The sequence below is a fragment of the Aeromonas sp. 95A genome (assembly GCF_051919235.1).
GTDB lineage: Bacteria > Pseudomonadota > Gammaproteobacteria > Enterobacterales > Aeromonadaceae > Aeromonas > Aeromonas veronii.
Map to the genome: position 1 here is coordinate 1,203,913 of NZ_JBQBFC010000001.1, position 22,107 is coordinate 1,226,019.

Here is a 22,107-nt window from a genome sequence, read left to right on the forward strand (position 1 = left end):
CCTCGGTTCCTCAAAACGAAAGGGAGCCATTGGCTCCCTAAAACGAAATCGGTCGACGTGATGGATCAGGCTTCTTTGAAGGCCTTCATCCGCTGCAGATGATGCGAGATATTTTTGAACTTATGAGTCTCGCGCTCATCCCACACGATGTCGTAATAGTTCTTCAATTCACGTTCAGTGTCCCGATTATCGCGCACTTCATCCTGAACGGAAAGGATACACAGGCAGTTTCCTGAATTTTTCTTACGAAATTCAGTTACACACTTGGTACCGATATCGTCATATTCTTCCGGCCGGTCGATCTTGCCCTGCATGTTCTCTTCCGGATGGAGGTTGGGGTTGAAGATCACCTGGCGAATGCCGCACAGAAAGCCGATCCGCTCGCTCCAATAGCCACCAAGACCCACGCCGCAGATCAGCGGTTTGGGATCGGTACTCATATCGAGCTGTTTTTTCACTTCCTTGAGCAGATGGCTCATATCATGACGGGGGTGAACCGTGCTGTAGTGCACGAAACGCACATCATCATCAATAAACTGCAACTGCAGCACTTTCTCGTGATTGCCTGGGCTGGTGGCATCAAAGCCATGCAGATAGATGATCATGGATAAGACCTCAGGATCTGTGTCGGTTTTATCGAAACTACCCCAGCGGCGGCCCCGTGCGCCACCAAAACATCCAACTTTCTTGCTTTGGATCACGCCCCCGCCCCCGATTGCGCCCTGCGGCCCGCGAGCGCCGTCACATGCAGAGGGGCGCATTGCGAGCAACGTTATGGTGCCCGGCTATCAAAGTGAGATCGCCAGACCGATAATGATAAACCCCTTACCAATCTGAGATGCCCCCACCTCCTTCCCCTGCCAACAGCCGGACACTTATCTGGCCGGTATGTGAGTCATCCCGCAAAAACAAGGCGTTATCGCCAAACGTTTTCTCTCGTGAGCGGCGTTGTGCATGTTTTGTGCACTGACCCGTGCTGCACCGGCTCCCTCTCACTACTGCCGAGGGATCTGGCACCTCTGTCAATACACGAGATCAATGACCGGGAAAGCTGCGGCTTTCACTATCTTGCCTGTAGCAGTTGCGCGGGCTTCAAGGAGTGATCTGTTCATGAACGAGACCAATCCCCCCTCCCCCCGACCGGGTGCGCGCAAGCGCCCGGTGGATGAAGTGGAGCGCATGCTCCCCATGGGCCAACTCTTTACCCTGGGCCTGCAACATGTGCTGGTGATGTACGCCGGCGCCGTGGCGGTGCCACTGGTGATTGGCGGCAGTCTGGGGCTGCCCAAGGATCAAATCTCCTACCTCATCAGTTCGGATCTCTTCTGCTGCGGCATCGTCACCCTGCTGCAATGTGTCGGGATTGGCCGCTTTGCCGGGATCCGGCTGCCGGTCATCATGTCGGTCACCTTTGCCGCCGTGATGCCCATGCTGGCCATCGGAGCCAACCCGGATCTGGGGCTGACGGGCATCTTCGGCGCCACCATTGCCGCCGGTATCATCTCGACCCTGCTGGTGCCGCTGATAGGTCGGCTGATGCCACTCTTCCCCACCGTCGTCACCGGGGTGGTTATCACCTCCATCGGGATCAGCATCATGCAGGTGGGGATCGACTGGATGGCGGGGGGCAAGGGTAATCCGGAATATGGCAGCCTGCGCTATATCGGCACCAGCTTTCTGGTGCTCGTCTTTATCCTGCTGGTGACCCGCTTCACCAAGGGCTTTTTCAGCAATATCTCGGTGCTGCTCGGGATCATCTTCGGTTTCGCGGTGGCCATCGCCATGGGCGAAGTGAGCCTCGATGGCCTCGGCGAGGCAGCCTGGTTTGCCCCCATAGTGCCCTTCGCCTTCGGCTGGCCCACCTTCGATCCCATCTCCATCGCCACCCTGACGGTGATCATGCTCATCACCTTTATCGAATCCATGGGGATGTTTCTGGCCCTTGGCGACATCGTCGGCCATCCGGCCAGGCGCGGTGATATCGTGCGCGGGCTGCGGGTGGATGGCATCGGCACCATTATTGGTGGGATATTCAACAGCTTCCCCCACACCTCCTTCTCCCAGAATATCGGTCTGGTGAGCGTGACCGGGGTATCGAGTCGCTGGGTCTGCGTGATGTCAGGGGGGATCCTGCTCGCCTTTGGCCTCATCCCCAAGATGTCGGTGCTGGTCGCCTCCATCCCGCCCTTCGTGCTGGGGGGCGCCGGTATCGTCATGTTCGGTATGGTGCTGGCCACCGGCATTCGCATCCTGGCGCGCACCGATTACAACAGCAACCGCCACAACCTCTATATCGTCGCCATCAGTCTCGGAATTGGCATGATCCCGACGGTCTCCGGGAATTTTTTCCAGCAGCTTCCGGCGCAGCTACAACCGCTTTTTCATAGCGGTATCCTGCTGGCCACCATCAGTTCGGTGCTGCTCAACCTCTTCTTCAACGGCTATCAGCCGGACCTGACTCACCAGACCCGCCCTCTGTTCGTTGGTCCCATCAAACCGCAGCAAGAACAGGCATAACAAACAGGCCCCCGGACAGCGAGACTGTCCGGGGGCCTGTTGTTCATATCACCGCTGACCCAATCAGGCAGGCAACTGCGCGAAGCGCTCTACCGCCTGCGCTACTTGTGCCAGACTCCCCTGCCAGAAGGCGGCCTCACGGATATCCTGCCCCAGATGCTTGGCTACCAGCTCTTCGGCGCTCATGCGGCCGGTATCGCGCAACAAGGCGCGATACGCCTCGGCCACGCCCTCTTCCCCCGCCGCCTTGCGGCTCATCAACTGCTGATAGACCCCGAGGCTGAAGAGATAACCGAACAGATAGGGGTAGTTGTAAAAGCCAAACCCGGCGATGGAGAAGTGCGCCTTGGCCGCCCAGAACATGGGGTGATAGCGGGTCAGACTCCCCTCATACCAACGCCCCCATGCCTCGTCAGTCAGCGCCTTGAGCCGCTCTGCCGGCACATAACCCTGCGCCCGCTCTGCCACCAGCGCCCGCTCGAAATCGAAGCGGGCCGGGATATTGACCAGGAAGGTGGCAGCGCCATCGGCTTCGGCCCAAGCGATGACCAGCTGCTCTTCCGTGCTTTGCGCCTGTTCAAACAAGGCGCTACGCACCAGGGTTTCGGCGAAGATGGAGGCGGTCTCCGCCAGCGTCATGGGGTAACGGCGCTGGCTCATCGGCAGATCGCGAATGACCCAGTTGTGCCAGGCGTGGCCCAGCTCATGGGCTAGCGTAATGACGTTATCCATGGTGCCTGCATAAGTGACGAAGACCCGCGGTTCGACCGGTTCGGCAAACTTGGTGCAGTAGGCGCCGGTGCGGCGATTTGGCGTGGGCGCCGCATCAATCCACCCCTTCTCGGCCATCATGCGGGCAAATGCCCCCATCTCGGGATCGAATCGGCTAAAAGCATCGGCAATCAACTCGATCGCCTCATCAAAAGGAATGTCACGGCTGCTGGAAGCTGGCGGCGGTGCAAAGAGATCCTCCGGCCCCAGATCGTCGAGACCAAGGCGCTCGGCCATCAGCTCCAGCACCCGCTGACCCAACCCACGGGCTCGCCAGGCTTCGCTCATCAGGGCATCGAGGGTGGCACGCTCAATATGGCTCTGGTGGCAAGAGAGATCCAGCGCATCGAGCAACCGGGTGTTGCCGCGCTGGCGGGCCAGCTCCAGCCGCCAGCCGTTAAGGGCATTGAGGATAGCGGCAACCGTCTCCTGCTCTCCCTCCCAGCCGGCGCTAATGGCATCAAAGGCTTCTAAACGCAGCGCACGTATCGGGCTGGAGAGCAGATTGCTCGCCTCGGCCAGCCCCATCTCGCGGCCATCAATGGTTAACCGGATCTTGCCCACCAGATCGTTGTAGAGGTTGCCCCAGGCGTGCAGACCATCGGTGCCCAGACCGATCACCAGCTGCTCCGCCGCCACCGGCAAGCGCTGATCCTGCAAGCGACGCTCATGGCCCAAGCGGTACGCCTCCTCGCCGAGCAGCGGATCACTCATCAGCGCGGCAAATTTCTCTTCCGGCAACGCCAGCATCAGATCTTCAACCGGCGCCAGGGTCTTGAACAGATCGGCAATGAGGGAGCGGGCGCGGGATGCCAACTGCTTGGCCTGCGGATCCCGCGCATCCTGGCTGCCGCGGCACGCGGCCAGAATCGCCATGTTCCAGCCAATGTTGTGAATATCCCGAGTCCGCAGCCGCACTTCCCGCAAAAAATCCAGCAGCGCAGCGTTATCGTCGCGCACCCCGTCCAGACCTGCCATATAGCTGGCCAGCTCTTCCAGCGCGTGGCGGGCGGCGCGCATGTCCGCTTCCAGCTCGGTGCTGTCGAGGCCCGGGTAGATATGGTCGTTATTCCACTGTTGTTGATACATAACTTCTCGCAAAGGCCTTTATCGGGAGGCGCTGCAGACCTGCGGGCAGCAAGTCAGAGACCGAGCGTCCCGCTGGCCAAAAAATGAAGAGAGGAAAAAAGAGAAAATGGCCCGTAAGCTCGCTTATCCCTTGGCCGGGGCAAGACGGCTCACCAGCGTCATCACGGCAACCAGCAGCAGACCCGCCACCACACCGGCCACGGCGTTGAGCAGAGTCGGCGTCACCGCCGCCAGTACGGCCCCCACTGTGGGCAGGCTGGCAACAACAGCGGCTGCACCTTCAATCAGGTGATGGGCAAAGGGCCAGCCATGCACCAGAATGCCGCCGCCCACCATAAACATGGCGATGGTGCCGACCAGAGCCAGCAGGTGCATCAGACGGGGCGCCGTCACCAACAGTCCCTGCCCCACCGCGCGGCGCAGGGCGCTGCCATCGGGCTTTTGCAGCAGATGCAGACCGATGTCATCGAGCTTGACGATCAGCCCCACCAACCCGTAGACCCCGATGGTCATCAGCAGGGCGATGCCAGCCACTACCGAGAGCTGCAGCGCGAGGCTTGCTCCCTGTACCGTGCCAAGGGCGATGACGATAATCTCGGCAGAGAGAATAAAATCGGTGCGGATTGCTCCCTTCACCTTCTGCTGCTCAAACGCCGCCAGATCATCGGGAATGGGGGCTGTGTGTGCCTCACCTTCACTCGCCTCATGGGGCAGGAACTTGTGGGCCAGCTTCTCGGCCCCTTCAAAGCAGAGGTAGGCGCCTCCCAGCATCAAGAGTGGCGTGATAAGCCAGGGCACCAGCGCACTGATGGCGATGGCGGCGGGCACCAGAATCAGCTTGTTGCGAAATGAGCCCTTGGCCACCGCCCACACCACCGGCAGCTCCCGCTCGGCACGCACTCCGGAAACCTGCTCCGCGTTGAGGGCCAGATCATCCCCCAACACCCCGGCAGTCTTCTTCGCCGCCATCTTGGTCATCAGCGCCACGTCATCAAGCACGCTGGCGATATCATCGAGCAGGGCCAACAAACTGGTTCCGGCCATATCAAAGATTCCTTATATCAGTGAGAACAACCCCGCGAGAGCGGTGTACGTCCCGATAACCACCAGGGTCAACAGGACCACCTCATGGCGATCGCAGGCCATCATCGGCCGAGCCAAAAATCCGGCGCTCGCCATCGGGGGGTTACGTCTTTCGGGCAAAAGATGGCACAGTGTAACGAGAAGCCGCCGTTTCGGCAGCACCCCTGAGCCATTTGTTCCTGGTTCCCTCTGAATCACCTCAAGGAGTTCCCATGCAACCCTGGCAACCTCTGCTCGATTTCTGGTTTGGCGACGAAGCCGATGATGTCCTGCGGGCCACACGGCAAGCCCCTCTCTGGTGGGGGAAAAGCAGCGAAACGGATGCCCTGCTGGCCAAGCAATTTGGCGCGCAAGCAGAGGCGGCCGCCAACGGGGAGCTGGCCGACTGGGCCGATCTGCACCACGGCAGGCTGGCGCTGATCCTGCTGCTTGACCAGCTGCCCCGCAATATCCATCGCGGCACGCCTGCGGCCTTTGCCCAGGATCCGCTGGCAAGGGATCTCTGCCTGAAAGGGCTGTCCATCGGGGCTGACAAATCCCTCTCACCACTGGAGCGGATCTTCTTCTATCTGCCACTGGAGCATGCCGAATCCCGCGAACAACAAGTCCGAAGCGTGTCCCTGTTCGAGGCACTGGCTGCCGAGCAGGCTGGCACACCGGCGCAGGCGACCTTCGCGGGCTTTGCCGACTTTGCACGCCGCCATCAGGTGATCATCGAACGCTTTGGCCGCTTCCCCCACCGCAACGACATACTGGGTCGCACCAGCACACCGGAAGAGGCGGCATTTTTGCAGCAACCGGGCTCAGGCTTCTAAGCAAGCCATATAAAAAATCCCCGCCAGCTGGCTGGCGGGGATAGCAGATGGATAACAACCGTCAGCATTACTGAATGCGGTAACGGGATATCTGCTGGTGGATGCTCTCGGTGGTGACATTGAGCTCCTCGGCTGCGGCAGAGGTCTCCTCCGCTGTGCTGCTGGTTTGCTGCACGACCTGAGCAATCTGCTCCACCTGATGGGCAATCGACTCGGCGGCCGAACTCTGCTCGCGGATGGCATTGGTGATCTCGCCCACCTGCTCCATCACCCGGTGCGACGCACTGCGGATCTCGGCAATAATAGCGCCACTCTCGGTCGCCATGGTGACCCCCTGGCTCACCTTCTCCTCCACCAGATGCATGCGGGAGACCGTATTGTTCGACTCCTGCTGGATCGCCTCTACAGTGGCGGAGATCTCCTGGGTGGATTGGGCTGTGCGCTCAGCCAGTTTGCGCACCTCATCCGCCACCACCGCAAAGCCACGGCCGGACTCCCCGGCCCTCGCCGCTTCAATGGCCGCGTTCAAGGCCAGCAAGTTGGTCTGCCCCGCCACATCACGGATCACGTTGACCACACCGCCAATGCGCGAAATGCCCTCACCCAGCGCAATGACCTCGGCCGAGGCCTGCCGGATCGAGTCGGCGATCTCGTTGATGGCATGGACGGTGCGCTCGATGGTCCGGCCCCCCTCGGTCGCCAGCTGCCCCGATTCGTTGGTGATGCGGCTCGTCTCCTGAGTACGCTGGGAGATATCTGTGATGCTGACCGTCATCTCTTCCACACCGGCGGCTATCAGACTGGTGGCATCATTGGCCTGATTAGCCGAGCTGGCCAGGTGCTGCGCTGCCTGAGAGAGGGATTCGGCAGTGCTCTTGATCTGCAAGCTGCCTACGGAAAATTCGGTAAATGTCTGTTGCAGCGTATCGAGCAGCCGGTTCACCGCATTGAGGGTCAGACCAATCTCATCCTGCTGTTTCACATCTGCTCTCAGGGTAAAGTTGAGGTCGCGCTGGATCCGGGTCAGGGTATCCATGGCGGTGCGAAGGGGATTGGCCACCTGATTGAACAACCAGACAAACAGCCCCATCGTCAGTACGGTGGCACCACCGGCGATAAACAACAGGGTTTGCAGGCTGTTGTCGTAGTTCTCCTTGCCCTGCTTCTTGAGCGCCAATCCCAAATCCATATTGAAGTTGACGTGAAGCTCGATTGCCTTGGCAAACTGCTGGAACACTCTGGTGGCTTCTCCCGCCAGCATGTCTCGCGCTTCATCGTTCTTGTTTTGTCTGGAGAGCTGCAGAACCTTGTCTATCTCCTGATAATATTGCGCAATAATGCGCTGATCATCGTCGGTCAGGCGCCGGTCTTCGTCATTGGAGAGCATCTCTGCTTTATATTTCTCCAGTTGCGAATTGATCTGTTTGCGATGCTCGGCAATATCCGCTTCTATCTGCTGCATCTTGTCATTGTCGGTGTTGAGGATATGGCTTTGAACCCGGGAGTGCAGCTCATAGAACGCAGCCTGCACCTCCTTGATCAGCGCAATACTGGGCACCGTATTGTCCGTCACATAGCTCAAGTCTCGATTGCCAGCCCCGAGGCGGTTGATACTGAACCAGCTGAGGAAAACAAGCGCCAGCATAACCAGCAGCGCTATCAGTTGAAGCCGACGAGCAATGTTCATAACCGTACACTCCAGATGAAAACTATCTAGCAGTGTAGACGAGCCATAAACAACAACGGCCCGCATTGGCGGGCCGTTGTTGTTTATTTTTCATGGCGTTGTGGTCAGGCTTTGGCTGGCTCACTCTCGCCCAGCGCGACGGTTTCACCCAGACTGTCTTCGGTTTTGGCAACCACACTGGCGGCGATGGCGTTGCCCAGCACGTTGGTGGCTGAGCGGCCCATGTCGAGGAAGTGGTCGATCCCCAGCAGCAGCAGGATGCCAGCTTCAGGAATATGGAACTGGTTCAGGGTGGCGGCAATCACCACCAGAGAGGCGCGCGGTACCCCGGCCATCCCCTTGGAGGTGACCATCAGCAGCAGCAGCATGGTGATCTGCTGGGCCATGGAGAGCTCGATGCCATACGCCTGGGCGATGAACATTACCGCGAAGGTGCAGTACATCATGGAGCCGTCGAGGTTGAAGGAGTACCCCATCGGCAGCACGAAGCTGGCGATGCGCTTGTCACAACCGAACTTCTCCAGACGATCCAGGGTCTTCGGATAGGCCGCTTCAGAGCTGGCGGTCGAGAAGGCGAGCAGGATGGGCTCGCGGATCATCGCCAGCAGCTTGATGACGCGACCACGCAGGAAGACGCTACCCATGGCGATCAGCAGCAGCCAGAGGCAGGCCAGTGCGATATAGAACTGGGCCATAAAGCTGCCGTAGGTAACCAGAATACCCAGCCCCTCTTTGGCCACCATGGCAGCGATGGCGCCAAATACCGCGAACGGCGCAAAGTTCATCACGTAGCCGGTCACTTTCAGCATGATCTCGGCAGCGCTGGCCATCAGCACCACTACCGGCTTGGCCAGATCGCCGAGCGCAGCGGCAGCCAGACCGAAGAAGAGGGAGAAGACCACGATCTGCAGGATCTCGTTGGTGGCCATCGCCTCGACCACACTCTTGGGAATGGCGTGGGTCACAAAATCTTTCAGAGTAATGGCACCGGCAGCAATGCCCGAGCTGGCGGTCTCATTGGGCAGGGAGAGCGAGAGACCCACACCCGGCTGCATCAGGGTCACCATCACCAGACCCAGGCTCAGGGACATCAGGGAGGCAAGCATGAACCAGCCGAGGGTCTTGGCACCGATACGCCCCACGGTGCGGGTGTCACCCATCTTGGCGATACCGACCACCAGGGTAGTGAAGACCAGGGGAGCGATGATCATCTTGATCAGGCGCAGGAAGATATCGGTCAGGATCGTGATGTTATTGGCGAAATCCGCAGCCTGATCTGCGGCAAACATCCGATAGCCCTGGCCGGTGAGGATGCCAAACATCATGGAGATGAGGATGGCGACCGTCAGTTTATTCATTTTCATGGGGGAGTCCCGGTTTTGATTGGTGCAAGCCGTAAACAGTGGCGTGGGAGCCACTACAGTCCGTTTTTGTGATCCGAGCCGTTGATTCCTGGCGGCTGGTATGCTGGGAGAATGCCTAAAAGCAGGGGGTAAATCTAGAGGCTTTATCCAGAATTTTATCCTGCCATTAGGTGTATGTGATATAGATCTTGCAAGCCACCAATATTAATCACTGTTTATTTTGATTTCGGCGAGATATTTCGCATTCAGAGTTCGCTCATCGAGTGCCCGTGGCAACAGGCGAAAAGTGAGCAGCGCCGAGATGGTATGCTGCACCTGCATCTGGGCCATAAAGAGATCCGGTTCATCCTCGTCAAAGCCGAAGATCGGCCGTGATGGGGACACCCTGACGGCATCGCGGTTAATGGTCAGCTCATCGACCTTGAGCCAGGAGTAACCCTCTGCCAGTGCCAGCTCCCCTGCCCGCTTGAGCACATATTTGCGGGCGGTCTCCCTGTCCACCAAATCGTTGCCGACAAACTCCAGTTGCCACTTGTCCGGGCCAAGCCGGGTCTGGGAAAAACCGGTCTGGCCGTTCCAGAATGACTTTTCACTCTCGTAAGGGGTGGCGCAGCCCACCAACAGCAGGGTGATCATCAGCAGACAACAGGGTTTAGATACGGATGCAGACACGAGAGGCCTCGCCAGACAAATGAGCAACAGAGTTGTTACTACACCATAAAGCGCGGTGGCTGCACAATCGACTCACGCCAGCAGCGACCAGCATGCATCACCACTGGCTTCGCGCCTGTGCGGCAAATCGCAGGCAAAAGAAAAGGCCTTGTCGTTTGACAAGGCCTTTACCGGGGAATTTGGTCGGTGTGAGAGGATTCGAACCTCCGACCCTCTACACCCCATGCAGATGCGCTACCTGGCTGCGCTACACACCGACGGAGTCAGCTCGGCTGACGGGGGCAGAGTTTATGGAGATGACCCTGCCCTGTCAACAGGGAAACGCCGCCAATTCCTCGGCCGCGGTGCGTTCGCCTGCTTTGCGAACAATTAGCGGTTAAAGGTCAGCCGCTTGCCCAGGATCTGGTCAGTCACCTGCCCGTTTTGCCAGGCGATCTGGCCGTTCACCAGCGTCATCTCCACCGTGCTGTGGAAGCGGTAGCCGTTGAAGGGCGACCAGCCACAGTGGTAGAGGATGTTGTCATCGTTGACCACATAGGGCTTGCCCAGATCCAGCAGCACCAGATCGGCGAAGTAGCCCTCGCGGATATAACCGCGATCCTGCACCTGGAAGCGCTCGGCCACCGCATGGGAGGTCTTCTTGACGATAGTCTCCAGGGTAAACACGCCGTTGTGGTAGAGCTCCAGCAGCGCCTGCAAAGAGTGCTGCACCAGCGGCACGCCAGACGGCGCCTTGAAGTAGCTGTTCTGCTTCTCTTCCCAGGTGTGGGGCGCGTGGTCGGTGGCGATGATGTCGAGCACATCGTTGCGTACCGCATCCAGCAGTGCCTGCTGGTCGGCGGCACTCTTCACCGCAGGGTTGCACTTGATCAGGCTGCCCTGGGTCTCGTAATCGGCATCATTGAAGAAGAGGTGGTGCACACACACCTCGGCGGTGATGTTCTTGTCCTTCAGCTCGCTCAGGTCATGGCTGGCGGTAAAGAGCGACAGCTCCTTGGCCGAGGTCAAATGCAGCACGTGCAGCTTGGCACCGTATTTTTTCGCCAGCGCCACCGCCATGCTGGAGGATTTGTAGCACGCCTCGTCACTGCGAATGCGGCCGTGCTCGCCCATAGGCACATTCTCGCCCCACTTGGCCCGCGCCGCCTCTTCGGCCTTGGCGATGGTCGGGGTGTCTTCGCAGTGGGTGACGATCATCACCGGGCTTTCGCGGAAGATGGCCGCCAGGGTCTCCTGATTGTCCACCAACATGTTGCCGGTCGAGGAGCCCATAAACACCTTGACCCCGCAGGACTGCTTGGGGTCGAGTCGCTTGATCTCTTCCAGGTTGTCGTTGGTGGCGCCGAGATAGAAGCTGTAGTTGGCAACGGAGGAGTTGGCGGCGATCTGGTATTTGGCTTCGAGAGCGTCGAGGGTGGTGGTCTGGGGATTGACGTTGGGCATTTCCATGAAACTGGTGGTGCCACCGGCGACGGCGGCACGGGATTCGCTGGCGATAGTCCCCTTGTGGGTCAATCCCGGCTCCCGGAAGTGGACCTGATCATCGATCATTCCGGGGATGAGATGGCGACCTGCGGCATCGATAACCAGCGCATCGGGCGCCTCGATATCCGGGGCGATGCGGGCAATCCGTTCCCCCTCGATCAACACATCGGAGGCATAGATACGGCCTTCGTTGACCAGGGTGGCATTCTTGATAAGCAGTTTGTTCATGGGGGGTTCCAGTTCCTTTGCCGATAATCGCGGGTCATAATAGCGCAAAACTGCCCTTTCTCTGTAGCAAGGCCTGACTGATGAAGTTATTTGTAAGAGATTTGACCGTGATCGACTCCAGCTACCTGTGCGAACGCCGCGGCATGGTGGGCGAGAGCTGGCTGGTAGATATCGAAATGAGCGGTGAGCTCAACGAAATGAGCATGCTGCTGGACTTTGGCCGGGTAAAGAAGCTGATCAAGTCGATCATTGATGAAGAGGTGGACCACAAGCTGCTGGTGCCGACCGAGTGCCCACTGATCCACGTTGAGGCTCTGGATGGTGACGAAAGCACAGTGGATCTGCTGCGCCCGGGTCGCTCCATCCATCTGCGCTGCCCATCCCAGGGCTTCGCCTTTATCCCGGCTCCGCAAGTTGATAAAGAGTCGGTGACCCGCTACCTGCTGGCGGTACTGGCCAAACGGCTGCCGGGCAATATCAAGGATCTCTCCCTGACCCTGCGTCAGGAGGCGATCACCGGCGCCTTCTACCACTACAGCCACGGCCTGAAAAAGCACGATGGCAACTGCCAGCGCATCGCCCACGGCCACCGCTCTCCCATCGAGATCCACGTCGATGGCGAGCGCGACCAGGAGCTTGAGCTCAACTGGGCCGAGCGCTGGGGCGATATCTACCTTGGCACCGAGGAGGACAAGGTGGCGCTGACCGAGCTCGCTTTGAGCCCTCGCGCCAATGCCCAGCTTGGTGAGCATCACTGCGGCTTCAAATATGTGGCGCCCCAGGGGCTGTTCCAGCTGGCCATCCCCAGCGCCGAGGTGGAGATGATCGACACTGACACCACGGTTGAGCTGCTGGCCTGCTATATCGCCCGCGAAGTGAAGAAGATGGTGGGCGACAAGTTCGTCAAGATTGTCGCCTATGAAGGGGTCGGCAAGGGCGCGATTGCCTACGCCTGATCCTCTTGTCACTGCCGCAATAAAGAGAAGGCCCCGCATCTGCGGGGCCTTGTTGTTTCAACTCTCGACCATCAGGCACTGAGGCGGAAGCGCTTGACCAGGCTCTCCTGCTGCTCGGCAAGGGAGTCCAGCTGCTGGCTGGTCTCGGCTACACGCTCGATCCCCTGATAGTTGAGATCCGAGATATCGGAGATGCGGTTGAGGTTGGTGGCGATATCGGCGCTGGTGGCCTGCTGCTGCTCGGCGGCAGAGGCGATCTGGCTCGACATGTCGCTGATCAGCACCACAATCCCCTGCACCTCCTCCATGGCGTTGTTGGCATGAGAGCTCTGATCCACGCAGCTGTCCATCTCGCGAGAACACTCCTGCATCACGGTCACCGCCTTGGCTACCCCCTGCTGCAGGTTCTCGATCATGGTCTGGATTTCGCTGGTGGACTGGGCGGTGCGGCCCGCCAGACTGCGCACCTCATCCGCCACCACCGCAAATCCGCGCCCCTGCTCGCCGGCCCGCGCCGCTTCGATGGCGGCGTTGAGGGCCAGCAGGTTGGTCTGCTCGGCAATGCCGCGAATGACATCGAGGATATTGCCGATCTGGCTGCTCATGGCGCTCACATCGCCAATCACCTTGCCGGTCTGTTGTAGCTTGCCCGCCAGCTGATGAGTGGTGGTGATATTGCCTGCCATCACCTTGCGCCCCATCTCGGAGGCCTTCTCCACATCCTGCACCCGCTCCAGGGTCTGGTTGGCAGCCTGCGCCACCTCCCGCACCGAGGCCTCCATCTGGGTCATGGCGGCGGCGACCGAGGCGGTCTCCTGCCGCTGTTTCTCCAGATCAGCCCGCACCGATTCGGTGGTGTAGCGATTGCCGTGGGCGGCATCGTTAAGCTGGGCAGACGCTTGTGAAAGCTGTGCCAGCACCTCCCCCATCTGGGCAATCAGCAGGTTGATCTGGCTGCCCAGCTGACCAAATTCGTTCTTGCTCTGAAAACCGATGCGCTGGGTCATGTCGCCCTGGGTCACTTCGGTCAGCACCCGCAGCAACTCCCTGAGCGGACGGCGAATGGCCTTGCCCAGGGTATAAGCCACCAGCATGGCGATCAGGATGGCGACTACGATGCTGGTTCCCTGGGTCAGGGTGCTCTGGCTCTGTGTGGCTTTGGCGTGCTGAATGCTTTGACTCATCAGCTGCTGACTCTGGCCGGTGATCCGCTCAAGCCGATTCTGGATCTCGACTATCAGGGCGCTGGCCTGCTTGCTCTTCTCCCGCATCTGTTCCTGCTGCTTCATCAGCGCCAGATACTGGGAGAGCACGCCTTCGCTTGCGGTGGTGTCGCGTACAAAACCGTGAACATAGTGGCCCATGTCGTTCTCGAAGTTCTTCAGCTCCCCCTGCAGATCCTTGATGGTGCTGTTGAACCCCTCGATCTGCATCTTGTTGCGCTTGAGCGCCCCTTCGATGGGGGCCGGAATGGTCTGATTGAGGGCGTCCATAGTGGAGAGTTCGATGGCGGAGAGCTTGGTGGTCAGGGTCTCGGAGAGCATCTTGATAAAGCTGTCGTCGATGGTGACCATCATGTCACCCAGACTCTTCTTGAACTGGGGCAGACTGACCTGAAACTGCCCCTTGGCCAAATTGACCTTGTGCAGCCGGGTGAGCAGCGCCTCGTGTTCGCCGGGCAGGGTATCGGTCAGTTGCAGGTAGCTGTCGACCTGCTGGCTGAGGCTGCTCATCTCCCCTTGCAGTTCGGGGTGGTGGGCCACCTGCTGGCGCAAGACGTCAAGGCTCTTGCCCACCGCAGCCTTGGCCTGTTTCAGTTCGGCCACTTCGGCCGGCAGCTGTTTGGGATCCTGCTCGGTGAGCACATCCCCCAGCCACTTGTTGGCGCTGAGCAGGGTGATCTGGGTCTGACTGCTGGCAATCACCAGCGGCATAGACTGCTGGGTAACCTGCTCCAGTGCGTTCCCCAGGGTCTCCTGACTACGAAATGTGAGCAGTGAACTGGCCACCATCACGGCCACCAGGATCGCGAAGCCAAGGTAGACTCGCTGCAAGATGGAGAGATCCGACATTGTTTGTTTCATTATTGTCCCGCTGTATATGCAAAAGTCCCTTGCCTGAGTACCCCGTCCTTTTGATACCCTGCAGACCACCCTGAACAGGCGCTGCAGATGACGTCCCTCTGGCTATCGGTATTTTTAACAATAACTGAAGGGAATGGGACATCAGCTGTGTCAAATGTCGGCTTGTGTCACACTTGGCGTGCTGCTCGCCCCCCTTTCGGGAGCCGCTTGGGGTTCTAGTTCAATTTTCTGTTTCATATAAGGGAGTTAGCCATGGCGCAAGAAACCATTTTCAGCAAAATCATCCGTAAAGAGATCCCCGCCGACATCCTTTATCAAGACGATCTGGTCACCGCATTCCGGGATATCCAGCCCAAGGCCAAGACCCATATTCTGATCATCCCCAATGTGCTGATCCCCACCGTCAATGACGTGGAAGCCGAACATGAACTGGCCCTTGGCCGGATGTTCACCGTGGCCCGCAAACTGGCCAGCGAGGCGGGCATCGCCGAAGATGGCTACCGCCTCATCATGAACTGCAACCGCCACGGCGGGCAGGAGGTCTACCACATCCACATGCATCTGGTCGGTGGCCAGCCGCTGGGACCGCTGCTCAGCCTGTAATGAATCGCCACGCCTCAACCTGCCGCAGCGCCCTGTTGCTCTGCGGCGCCCTGCTGTTGCTGGGAGGCTGCGCCTCCCGCTGGCAGGATATGTTCGTCTCCTACTCCGATCAGATGGTGCCCCTGCGCAACCAGCTGCTGCTGGGCCATGCCGCCGAGGCGCTGCCCGAGGTGCGCGACTCCACCCTGGGGGATGACACCTTTGTGCTGGATCGGCTCGAACAGGGGCGCATTGCCTGGCTGGCGGGTCAGGATGCGGGCAGCAAGCTGGCGTTCACCGCCGCCGACAGCCGCCTTCAGTGGGAAGACAATCAGGCCGAATACCGGCTGAGCCACGGTCTGGATCAGGTGGGCAGTCTGCTCACCAACGATCAGTCGATGGCCTATCGTACTCCCGATTACGAACGCACCATGCTGCACCACTATCTGGCCCTCAACTATCTGCAACGGGGTGATGCCGATGGCGCCCTGGTGGAGGTGCGCCGGGCCAATCAGGTGCAGGAGCAGGCCCTGAAACGGCGAGCCGATGAGGTGCGCAAGGCGAAGGATGAGAGCGAAGAGGCCGAAGCAGAAGGCGAGATGCGCCAGCTGATGTCGCGCGGCGCACCGGATCTCGACCGGTTGATCGGCAAGGTCAAGAACGGTTTTCAGAACGCCTACACCTTCTATTTTTCCGCCGTGCTCTATGAGGCGGCCGGGGATCTCAACGATGCCTGGGTCGACTATCAGCGCGGCTACCAGATAGCGCCGGACAACCGCAGCCTGCAAGATGCCTTGCTGCGTCTGGCGCGGCTGCGTGGCTCACCGGACGAGATCCGCGAGACCGAGAAAAAGATAGGCCGCAAAGCGCCGCCGCTTGCAAAAGATCAAGGCCAACTGGTGGTGCTGTTTGAAGATGGTTTGATCCCGGCACGGCGCGAACTGTTCCTGCCGCTGCCCATCTCCACCTCCCGCGGCGATTTTCGCACCTTTACCGTCGCCATCCCCTATTACGATAATCGGGCCAGCGACACCGGCCCGCTGACGGTGGAAGTCGGCAAGCGGGCCTGGCAGACCAGCGAGCTGGTCAGGCTGGAAGCGCTGGCCGCCAAAGATCTGCAAGAGCGGCTGCCCGGCATGCTGACCCGCCAGGCGCTGCGACTGGTGGCCAAGGAGCAGATGCGCCGCACCGCCGCCAAAGAGGGGGGGGATGTGGGCAATATTCTGGTGGGGATCTTCAACACCCTCTCCGAGCGGGCCGATACCCGCAGCTGGCTGACGCTGCCAGCTCAGGCATCGAGCTGGCAGGGGATGGTGCCGGCAGGTGACATCAATCTCACCCTGGGCGCAGGGACGGCGCAGCGGCAATTGCCGCTCACCATCCACAAGGGACGCACCACCCTGGTCTGGGTACAGCGCCTCGGCGCCGGTCTGACCACCCGGGTGATGCCGCTCTGAGCAGATGGCGAAGAGAGATGAGCAAGACAATTAACCGGGCAGGCTCACACGCGGCCCCACTCACCCCGATTAAGGAGAGCAAGATGAAAGCATACGGGTTGGCCCTCGGGCTCGCGCTGCTGCTGACCGGCTGTGCCACCAACACCTCCGGCGTGGCGCTCTATGGCCCGGCGGGCGGTGCACCCACGCTGGAGCAGCATCAAAACGTCAACGTCACCCTGACCGAGCTGAGCCGCCGCCAGCAAAATGGCCTGCTGCAAGTCAATGTGGCCGCCGCCAGCACCCAGCGCGGCGATAACAAGCTGCAATATATCTTCTATTGGTATGATGAGGCCGGTCAGGAGGTCGCCAGCGATGGCCGCGGCTGGACCCCCATCAAGCTGCATGGCTATCAGACCCGCACCCTCTCGGCCCTGGCGCCCAGCCCGGCGGCGCAGGGTTACCGGATTTACGTACGCGAAGTGATTGAGGAATCCTACTGATGAAAATGAATCATGCCCTGCTGATATTGACCTCTGCATTGCTCTTAGGCGGCTGCTCCAGCACCACCGTCAGCTATGGCGATCCGACCGAAACCGAAACCGTCACCGTCGATTACGGCTCAAGCGACCTGCAGGCCATCGCCGACAAGATGGCGGACTCCATGCTCGCCTCCCCCGCCACCAGCGAGATCACCGCAGGCGGTCGTCCGGTGATGTTTATGGACTCTATCCGCAACAAGACCTCCGAGCACATCGATACCGAAGCCATCACCGATACCATCCGCACCAAGCTGCTGCGGGCCGGCAAATTCCGCTTCGTCGACATGAGCAAGGTCGCCGCCGTCAAACAGCAGCTCGAATACCAGCAGAGCAGCGGCATGGTAGACCCGGCCTCCATGGTCCGTCTAGGCAAGCAGACCGGCGCCCGCTACATGGTCTATGGCAACCTCAGCAGCATCGTCAAAGACAATGGCAAGGTGAAGGATGTCTATTACCAGATGACCATGAACCTGATGGACCTGCAAAACGGCGAACTGCTGTGGGCCGATCAGAAAGAGATCCGCAAACAGGCGAAGAAATCCACCTTTGGCTGGTAACCGGCTCCCACTGACGGGCAACTGTGATCCGCTGCTGGCCAGCCTGCCAGCCCCCTGGCGGGAGGGGCAGCTGGAACCACTCGGGTTAGGCCTGACCAACTGCAACTATCGACTGCGCCTCCCCTCGGGGCGCAGTTACTTTTTGCGTCAGGGCCACTCCGACCCGATGCGCCTTGGCATCGACCGCCCCACCGAGTGGCAGCTTTATCAGGGGGCGATAGCCGAAGGACTAGCGCTGCCTTGCCACTATGGCGATCCCGCCAGCGGTCTGATGCTGCTCGAATGGTGCGATGAGCCAAACTGGGTACACGCGGCGCCACCGGCAGCCGATCAGCCCCGTCTGCTGGCGGAGGTGCTGCGCAAGCTCCATCGCCTGCCGCTGCCTGCGGTGGTGATGGCGGTGCGGGCTCACGCCGCAGGCTATCGCGCTAGACTGGCCCACATCCCCTCCTGGCTGCCCGCCCTGGAGCGGAGCTTGCTCGCCATCAGTGAGCCAAATGATTGCTGGCGCCCTTGCCACCATGATCTCAATCCGGCTAACTTGTTGGGAAGCAAACCCTGGGTCATCGACTGGGAGTATGGCGCGGCAGGTCACCCCGGCTTTGAGCTCGCCAGCATCCAGCGCACCCATGAGTGGCCCGCCGAGCGGCGCGACGAGCTGGAAGCGCACTATCTGCAGGCCGTGCCGCGCCACCAGTGGCCCGATTTTCAGAGCGAGGCATTTTTACCCTGGGTCGACTATATCGGCCTACTCTGGGCCCTGCTGATGGCAGAGCAACAGCCCTCACTCGACTATGACACCCTGATCGCCATCAACCGGCAACGACTGGAGTAACAGATGATAAACAAGGTGCGCTGGCACAAGCCGAAAACCTGGGGTCTGCTGCTGATCGGCCTGCTGCTGACCGGCTGCTCCACCCGGGTGATCTACTACTGGCTCGATACCGCCATCATCTGGCAACTGGATGACTACTTTGCCCTCTCCTATTCGCAGAAGGATCTGCTCAGCCGCGAAGTGAAGGGGCTGATGGCCTGGCACCGCCAGCACGAGCTGCCGCGCTACGCCAGGGATCTCGATGCACTGGCCAAGGCGGTGGCCAGCCCCATGACGCCTGAGCAGATCTCGACCAACCTAGATGCGGTGCAGCAGAGCCTGACCCGCACGCTGGAAAACACTATCCCCCGTGCGGTCAGGCTGGCGCGCACCCTGACCGACGAGCAGGTGGCCCGCTTTATGACCGATCGGGTCAAGCGGCAACAGGAACGGCAAAAGGACTTTGCCACTGAGCCCAAAGAGCAGATGCTGGCGGAGTTTCGTGACAAGATGAACAAGCGGCTCGAGTTCTGGATTGGCGAGGTGAAACCGGCACAGGCGCCACTGGTGGCCCAGTGGGCCGAATGGCAATACGAGCTGATGCCCCCCTGGCTCGAGTTTCAGGAGTCCTGGACCCAGGAGCTGGACAGGCTGATGAAGCAGCGCCAGAGTCCCGACTTTACCCGCGAGCTGACTGACCTGCTGGCCGAGGGGGATGGGCTGATGGATGGCCGCTTTACCGGCTATACCGAGCAGTCGCGCCAGCGTACCGTCAACTGGCTGAGCGCCATGAGCCAGTCGCTGGATATCTCCCAGCGGGCCCATCTCTATTCCCTGCTCAAGGGTTATGCCCGCGACTTCAAGCAGATGAGCGGCAGCTGACAGCCAGCATCGAATGGTGCCATGCGCCCGGGGCAACCTTGTTCAAACCGGGCGCTTATGGTAGTTTGCCCTTTCTATTTATCGGGAATTAACTTTTTGCGCCTTATCGACAAAGTAAAACTGGTGCTGGTAACTCTGGTTATCGCCCTCACCCTGCTTTGTTCCATCGCCCGAATGGAAGGTCCGTTGCTACCCGCATCTCCCCAGAGTGAACAGCAGCAGACTCAGGTGTTCAATCAGCTTAGCGACAGCGATGATGGCATCATTAAGTTTGTCGGCAGCCATCAGAATCACCTGCTGCGTCTCGAACAATCCCTGCGCAGTGACAACCAGCCCAAGAGTGTGGTCTACGAGCTGATCCAGAGCTGGTCGGCCCAGGCCATCCTGCTGTTGCTGCTCGGCTGGCTGATGCTGGCCCCCGAGCTCTATCACAAACAGAGTTTTCGCGATCGCTTCGGTGCGATCCACCGGCGCCATCTACAGCGCCAACATCTGCAATACCGCTTCACCCAGAGCTATCTGAGCGCCTGACCCCGGAGGGGCTGGCGCATCCACTGTTTGCTCATCTCCTCTTCCTGACGGATCCGGCGGCTGCCTGATCCGCATCTGATGCATTCCATTTTTTGCGCCTTGCCGAGCCTTGTTGCTATCGGCCCGGGCACCATTCTCCTGACAGAGGCTTGTTTGCCATGAGAAAGAGCAATCGCACCGTTCTCAACCGCATGAGCAAGTGGCAGTACGCACTGCTGCTGTTGATGCTGTTGACCTTTACCTTTTACTCCCTGCCCACCTTTTTCGGTGAGCAGCCCTCCCTCGGCCTGCACGGACAGCAGCGCCTGACCGCTCAGCAGCAGATGTTGCTGAGCGACAAACACCTGACACCGGTCAAGGTGATCGAGCAACCTGAGCGGGTCGAGCTGGTCTTTGCCAGTCAGGGCGATCAGCAGCGCGCCAAGCAGTTGCTGGAGCAGCAAGGGGTCGACAGTGCCGCCCTGACCCTAGAGTTTCACGCCAACGCGGCGGCCTGGATCACCCGCCTCGGCGCCGATCCCATCAAGCTGGGGCTCGACCTGCGTGGCGGCTCCCAGCTGCTGATCGGGGTAGACGTGGGCTTTGTCCTCGACAATCAGACCAAAAATCTGGTGGATACTCTGCGCACCCGCTTCCGTGAAGCCAATCTGCGCGGCGCCAGCGTCACGCGCACGGCACAGGGCGCCGTAGCCGTCACCCTGCCGGAGGTGGCCGAACAGGAGAGCTGGCTCGCCATCATCAAGGAGAGTGCCGGTACCCGGCAGGATCAGTGGAAGCTGACCCGCTCCGGCAATGACCTGAAACTGGTGCTGAGCGAGGCTGAGCGTACCCTGCTGGTCAACAACGCCGTGACCCAGAACCTGTCGATCCTGAAAAAACGGATCAACGAGCTCGGCATCGTCGAAGCCTCGGTGGTGCGTCAGGGGCAGGATGGTATCCGTATCGAACTGCCCGGGGTGCACAACCCCAAGCAGGCGAAAGAGGTGATCGGCGCCACCGCCTCGCTGGCCTTCTACGAGGCCAAAGCCGACAGCCATTTCTACATCGCCGATCGCAACGGTCAGGCCGTCGGCCTGGCGCGCAAGCCGGTACTGACCGGCGAGCACATCGTCGATGCCCGCGCCAACATGGGCGAGATGGGCCAGCCCCAGGTCAATATCGTGCTCGACACCCTCGGTGGCAGCAAGATGAACCAGTTCAGCCGCCAGCATGTGGGCAAGCCGATGGCGACCGTCTTCACCGAGTACAAGACCAACGCCCAGGGTAAATTGCGTGCCCAGAGCGAGGTGATCAACGTCGCCACCATCCAGACCGCCCTTGGCAACCAGTTCCGCATCACCGGCATTGGCAGTCTGCCGGAGGCGCAAGAGCTGGCCATGCTGCTGCGCGCCGGCGCCCTCACCGCCCCTCTCAAGATCCTGGAGGAACGCAGTATAGGCCCGACGCTGGGGATGCAGAATATCGAGGCAGGCTTCACCGCGCTGGCCTTCGGCATGGCAGGCATGATGCTGTTCATGATGGCCTGGTACCGCAAATTCGGCTGGGTTGCCATCACGGCACTGGTCGCCAACCTGTTGATGCAGGTCGGTATGCTGGCGGTGCTGCCGGGCGCCGTGCTGACCCTGCCGGGGATCGCCGGTCTGGTGCTGACGGTGGGCATGGCGGTGGATACCCATGTGCTGATCTTCGAGCGGATCAGGGACCGGCTGCGAGAAGGGGGCTCACTGGCCAACGCCATCGACTTTGGCTATCGCTCGGCCTTCCACACCATATTCGATGCCAACATCACTACGCTCATCTGCGCTGTGGTGCTCTACTCCATCGGCTCCGGGCCGCTGCAGGGCTTCTCCATCACCCTCATTCTGGGCCTGCTCTCCAGCATGATCACCGGGATCTGGGGAACGCGCGCCATCATCAACCCCCTGTGGGGACGCAGCAGCAAGCGCACGCTGAAGGTGTAACGGGACCGCAGTCCCGCTGATGAGCGGCTTTGGCAGCGCCATCGGCCATGG

General features: G+C 60.2%; 19 protein-coding genes and 1 tRNA gene. 11 read left to right on the top strand and 9 right to left on the bottom strand.

Going from position 1 to position 22,107, the window contains the following annotated elements; all coding sequences use genetic code 11:
• Positions 1 to 65: 65 nt before the first annotated feature.
• Positions 66 to 605, bottom strand: a complete 540-nt coding sequence (ycfP, locus tag ACTG2U_RS05215; protein WP_005334000.1) for an alpha/beta hydrolase YcfP — start codon at positions 603 to 605, stop codon at positions 66 to 68.
• Positions 606 to 1,110: 505 nt separating this feature from the next.
• Here ycfP and ACTG2U_RS05220 point away from each other — a divergent pair.
• The gene (locus tag ACTG2U_RS05220) at positions 1,111 to 2,517 is read left to right on the top strand and encodes a nucleobase:cation symporter-2 family protein (protein WP_100646258.1); all 1,407 of its coding nucleotides are present in this window, start codon (positions 1,111 to 1,113) and stop codon (positions 2,515 to 2,517) included.
• Between the two features lie 63 nt (positions 2,518 to 2,580).
• Here the strand turns inward: ACTG2U_RS05220 and ACTG2U_RS05225 are convergent, their stop codons facing one another.
• Both ACTG2U_RS05225 and ACTG2U_RS05230 read right to left on the bottom strand, forming a co-directional pair.
• The gene (locus ACTG2U_RS05225) at positions 2,581 to 4,377 is read right to left on the bottom strand and encodes a M3 family oligoendopeptidase (protein WP_439974145.1); all 1,797 of its coding nucleotides are present in this window, start codon (positions 4,375 to 4,377) and stop codon (positions 2,581 to 2,583) included.
• Between the two features lie 123 nt (positions 4,378 to 4,500).
• On the bottom strand, positions 4,501 to 5,421 hold the full coding sequence (locus ACTG2U_RS05230) for a DUF808 domain-containing protein (protein ID WP_335812401.1): 921 nt from the start codon (positions 5,419 to 5,421) through the stop codon (positions 4,501 to 4,503).
• A 251-nt stretch (positions 5,422 to 5,672) separates the two neighbouring features.
• Here ACTG2U_RS05230 and ACTG2U_RS05235 point away from each other — a divergent pair, with 251 nt between their 5' ends.
• The gene (locus tag ACTG2U_RS05235; protein ID WP_439974146.1) at positions 5,673 to 6,275 is read left to right on the top strand and encodes a DUF924 family protein; all 603 of its coding nucleotides are present in this window, start codon (positions 5,673 to 5,675) and stop codon (positions 6,273 to 6,275) included.
• A gap of 67 nt (positions 6,276 to 6,342) precedes the next feature.
• Here the strand turns inward: ACTG2U_RS05235 and ACTG2U_RS05240 are convergent, their stop codons facing one another.
• The 5 genes from ACTG2U_RS05240 to ACTG2U_RS05260 all read right to left on the bottom strand — a co-directional run bounded on the left by ACTG2U_RS05240 (position 6,343) and on the right by ACTG2U_RS05260 (position 11,711).
• The gene (locus tag ACTG2U_RS05240) at positions 6,343 to 7,962 is read right to left on the bottom strand and encodes a methyl-accepting chemotaxis protein (protein WP_439974147.1); all 1,620 of its coding nucleotides are present in this window, start codon (positions 7,960 to 7,962) and stop codon (positions 6,343 to 6,345) included.
• A 104-nt stretch (positions 7,963 to 8,066) separates the two neighbouring features.
• Positions 8,067 to 9,326: a dicarboxylate/amino acid:cation symporter gene (locus tag ACTG2U_RS05245; protein WP_439974148.1), complete on the bottom strand. Its 1,260-nt coding sequence runs from the start codon at positions 9,324 to 9,326 to the stop codon at positions 8,067 to 8,069.
• A 204-nt stretch (positions 9,327 to 9,530) separates the two neighbouring features.
• Positions 9,531 to 9,962, bottom strand: coding sequence for a CC0125/CC1285 family lipoprotein (locus ACTG2U_RS05250; RefSeq protein WP_439975107.1), 432 nt, complete (start codon positions 9,960 to 9,962; stop codon positions 9,531 to 9,533).
• A gap of 216 nt (positions 9,963 to 10,178) precedes the next feature.
• Positions 10,179 to 10,255 (bottom strand) — tRNA-Pro (locus tag ACTG2U_RS05255).
• 112 nt (positions 10,256 to 10,367) lie between these two features.
• Entirely contained in the window at positions 10,368 to 11,711 is a 1,344-nt protein-coding gene (locus ACTG2U_RS05260) for a dihydroorotase (protein ID WP_042053202.1), read from the bottom strand.
• A gap of 80 nt (positions 11,712 to 11,791) precedes the next feature.
• On the opposite strand from ACTG2U_RS05260, the gene ACTG2U_RS05265 reads away from it, so the two are divergent.
• On the top strand, positions 11,792 to 12,667 hold the full coding sequence (locus ACTG2U_RS05265) for a 6-pyruvoyl trahydropterin synthase family protein (protein WP_021231007.1): 876 nt from the start codon (positions 11,792 to 11,794) through the stop codon (positions 12,665 to 12,667).
• Between the two features lie 71 nt (positions 12,668 to 12,738).
• Here the strand turns inward: ACTG2U_RS05265 and ACTG2U_RS05270 are convergent, their stop codons facing one another.
• Positions 12,739 to 14,751, bottom strand: a complete 2,013-nt coding sequence (locus ACTG2U_RS05270; protein WP_439974149.1) for a methyl-accepting chemotaxis protein — start codon at positions 14,749 to 14,751, stop codon at positions 12,739 to 12,741.
• Positions 14,752 to 15,003: 252 nt separating this feature from the next.
• Between ACTG2U_RS05270 and hinT the strand changes: the two genes are divergently transcribed.
• The 8 genes from hinT (at position 15,004) to secD (ending at position 22,056) form a co-directional block, all read left to right on the top strand.
• Positions 15,004 to 15,354: a purine nucleoside phosphoramidase gene (hinT, locus tag ACTG2U_RS05275; RefSeq protein ID WP_021231009.1), complete on the top strand. Its 351-nt coding sequence runs from the start codon at positions 15,004 to 15,006 to the stop codon at positions 15,352 to 15,354.
• Positions 15,354 to 16,790 carry a COG3014 family protein gene (locus ACTG2U_RS05280; protein WP_429022553.1) on the top strand — a complete coding sequence of 479 codons (1,437 nt, stop codon included), beginning with the start codon at positions 15,354 to 15,356 and terminating at the stop codon, positions 16,788 to 16,790. Before hinT ends, ACTG2U_RS05280 begins: the two co-directional genes overlap by 1 nt.
• Before the next feature lie 83 nt (positions 16,791 to 16,873).
• On the top strand, positions 16,874 to 17,272 hold the full coding sequence (locus ACTG2U_RS05285) for a YcfL family protein (protein WP_005334038.1): 399 nt from the start codon (positions 16,874 to 16,876) through the stop codon (positions 17,270 to 17,272).
• Positions 17,272 to 17,868, top strand: a complete 597-nt coding sequence (gene lpoB / locus ACTG2U_RS05290) for a penicillin-binding protein activator LpoB (RefSeq protein ID WP_005344633.1) — start codon at positions 17,272 to 17,274, stop codon at positions 17,866 to 17,868. Before ACTG2U_RS05285 ends, lpoB begins: the two co-directional genes overlap by 1 nt.
• Positions 17,858 to 18,703: a phosphotransferase gene (locus ACTG2U_RS05295; protein ID WP_439974150.1), complete on the top strand. Its 846-nt coding sequence runs from the start codon at positions 17,858 to 17,860 to the stop codon at positions 18,701 to 18,703. Before lpoB ends, ACTG2U_RS05295 begins: the two co-directional genes overlap by 11 nt.
• 3 nt (positions 18,704 to 18,706) lie before the next feature.
• Positions 18,707 to 19,564, top strand: coding sequence for a DUF6279 family lipoprotein (locus ACTG2U_RS05300; protein WP_005361577.1), 858 nt, complete (start codon positions 18,707 to 18,709; stop codon positions 19,562 to 19,564).
• A 96-nt stretch (positions 19,565 to 19,660) separates the two neighbouring features.
• Positions 19,661 to 20,095 carry a hypothetical protein gene (locus tag ACTG2U_RS05305; RefSeq protein WP_005334044.1) on the top strand — a complete coding sequence of 145 codons (435 nt, stop codon included), beginning with the start codon at positions 19,661 to 19,663 and terminating at the stop codon, positions 20,093 to 20,095.
• A gap of 158 nt (positions 20,096 to 20,253) precedes the next feature.
• Positions 20,254 to 22,056 carry a protein translocase subunit SecD gene (gene secD, locus ACTG2U_RS05310; protein WP_439974151.1) on the top strand — a complete coding sequence of 601 codons (1,803 nt, stop codon included), beginning with the start codon at positions 20,254 to 20,256 and terminating at the stop codon, positions 22,054 to 22,056.
• Positions 22,057 to 22,107: the final 51 nt, after the last annotated feature.

Excerpts from the sequence above, each read along its gene's own strand:
- ACTG2U_RS05270 (WP_439974149.1), bottom strand. The coding sequence starts at position 14,751 with ATGAAACAAACAATGTCGGATCTCTCCATCTTGCAGCGAGTCTACCTT.
- hinT (WP_021231009.1), top strand. The coding sequence starts at position 15,004 with ATGGCGCAAGAAACCATTTTCAGCAAAATCATCCGTAAAGAGATCCCC.
- lpoB (WP_005344633.1), top strand. The coding sequence starts at position 17,272 with ATGAAAATGAATCATGCCCTGCTGATATTGACCTCTGCATTGCTCTTA.
- ACTG2U_RS05230 (WP_335812401.1), bottom strand. The coding sequence starts at position 5,421 with ATGGCCGGAACCAGTTTGTTGGCCCTGCTCGATGATATCGCCAGCGTG.
- ACTG2U_RS05245 (WP_439974148.1), bottom strand. The coding sequence starts at position 9,326 with ATGAAAATGAATAAACTGACGGTCGCCATCCTCATCTCCATGATGTTT.
- ycfP (WP_005334000.1), bottom strand. The coding sequence starts at position 605 with ATGATCATCTATCTGCATGGCTTTGATGCCACCAGCCCAGGCAATCAC.
- secD (WP_439974151.1), top strand. The coding sequence starts at position 20,254 with ATGAGAAAGAGCAATCGCACCGTTCTCAACCGCATGAGCAAGTGGCAG.
- ACTG2U_RS05280 (WP_429022553.1), top strand. The coding sequence starts at position 15,354 with ATGAATCGCCACGCCTCAACCTGCCGCAGCGCCCTGTTGCTCTGCGGC.
- ACTG2U_RS05265 (WP_021231007.1), top strand. The coding sequence starts at position 11,792 with ATGAAGTTATTTGTAAGAGATTTGACCGTGATCGACTCCAGCTACCTG.
- ACTG2U_RS05235 (WP_439974146.1), top strand. The coding sequence starts at position 5,673 with ATGCAACCCTGGCAACCTCTGCTCGATTTCTGGTTTGGCGACGAAGCC.
- ACTG2U_RS05240 (WP_439974147.1), bottom strand. The coding sequence starts at position 7,962 with ATGAACATTGCTCGTCGGCTTCAACTGATAGCGCTGCTGGTTATGCTG.
- ACTG2U_RS05250 (WP_439975107.1), bottom strand. The coding sequence starts at position 9,962 with ATGATCACCCTGCTGTTGGTGGGCTGCGCCACCCCTTACGAGAGTGAA.
- ACTG2U_RS05300 (WP_005361577.1), top strand. The coding sequence starts at position 18,707 with ATGATAAACAAGGTGCGCTGGCACAAGCCGAAAACCTGGGGTCTGCTG.
- ACTG2U_RS05260 (WP_042053202.1), bottom strand. The coding sequence starts at position 11,711 with ATGAACAAACTGCTTATCAAGAATGCCACCCTGGTCAACGAAGGCCGT.
- ACTG2U_RS05225 (WP_439974145.1), bottom strand. The coding sequence starts at position 4,377 with ATGTATCAACAACAGTGGAATAACGACCATATCTACCCGGGCCTCGAC.
- ACTG2U_RS05285 (WP_005334038.1), top strand. The coding sequence starts at position 16,874 with ATGAAAGCATACGGGTTGGCCCTCGGGCTCGCGCTGCTGCTGACCGGC.
- ACTG2U_RS05220 (WP_100646258.1), top strand. The coding sequence starts at position 1,111 with ATGAACGAGACCAATCCCCCCTCCCCCCGACCGGGTGCGCGCAAGCGC.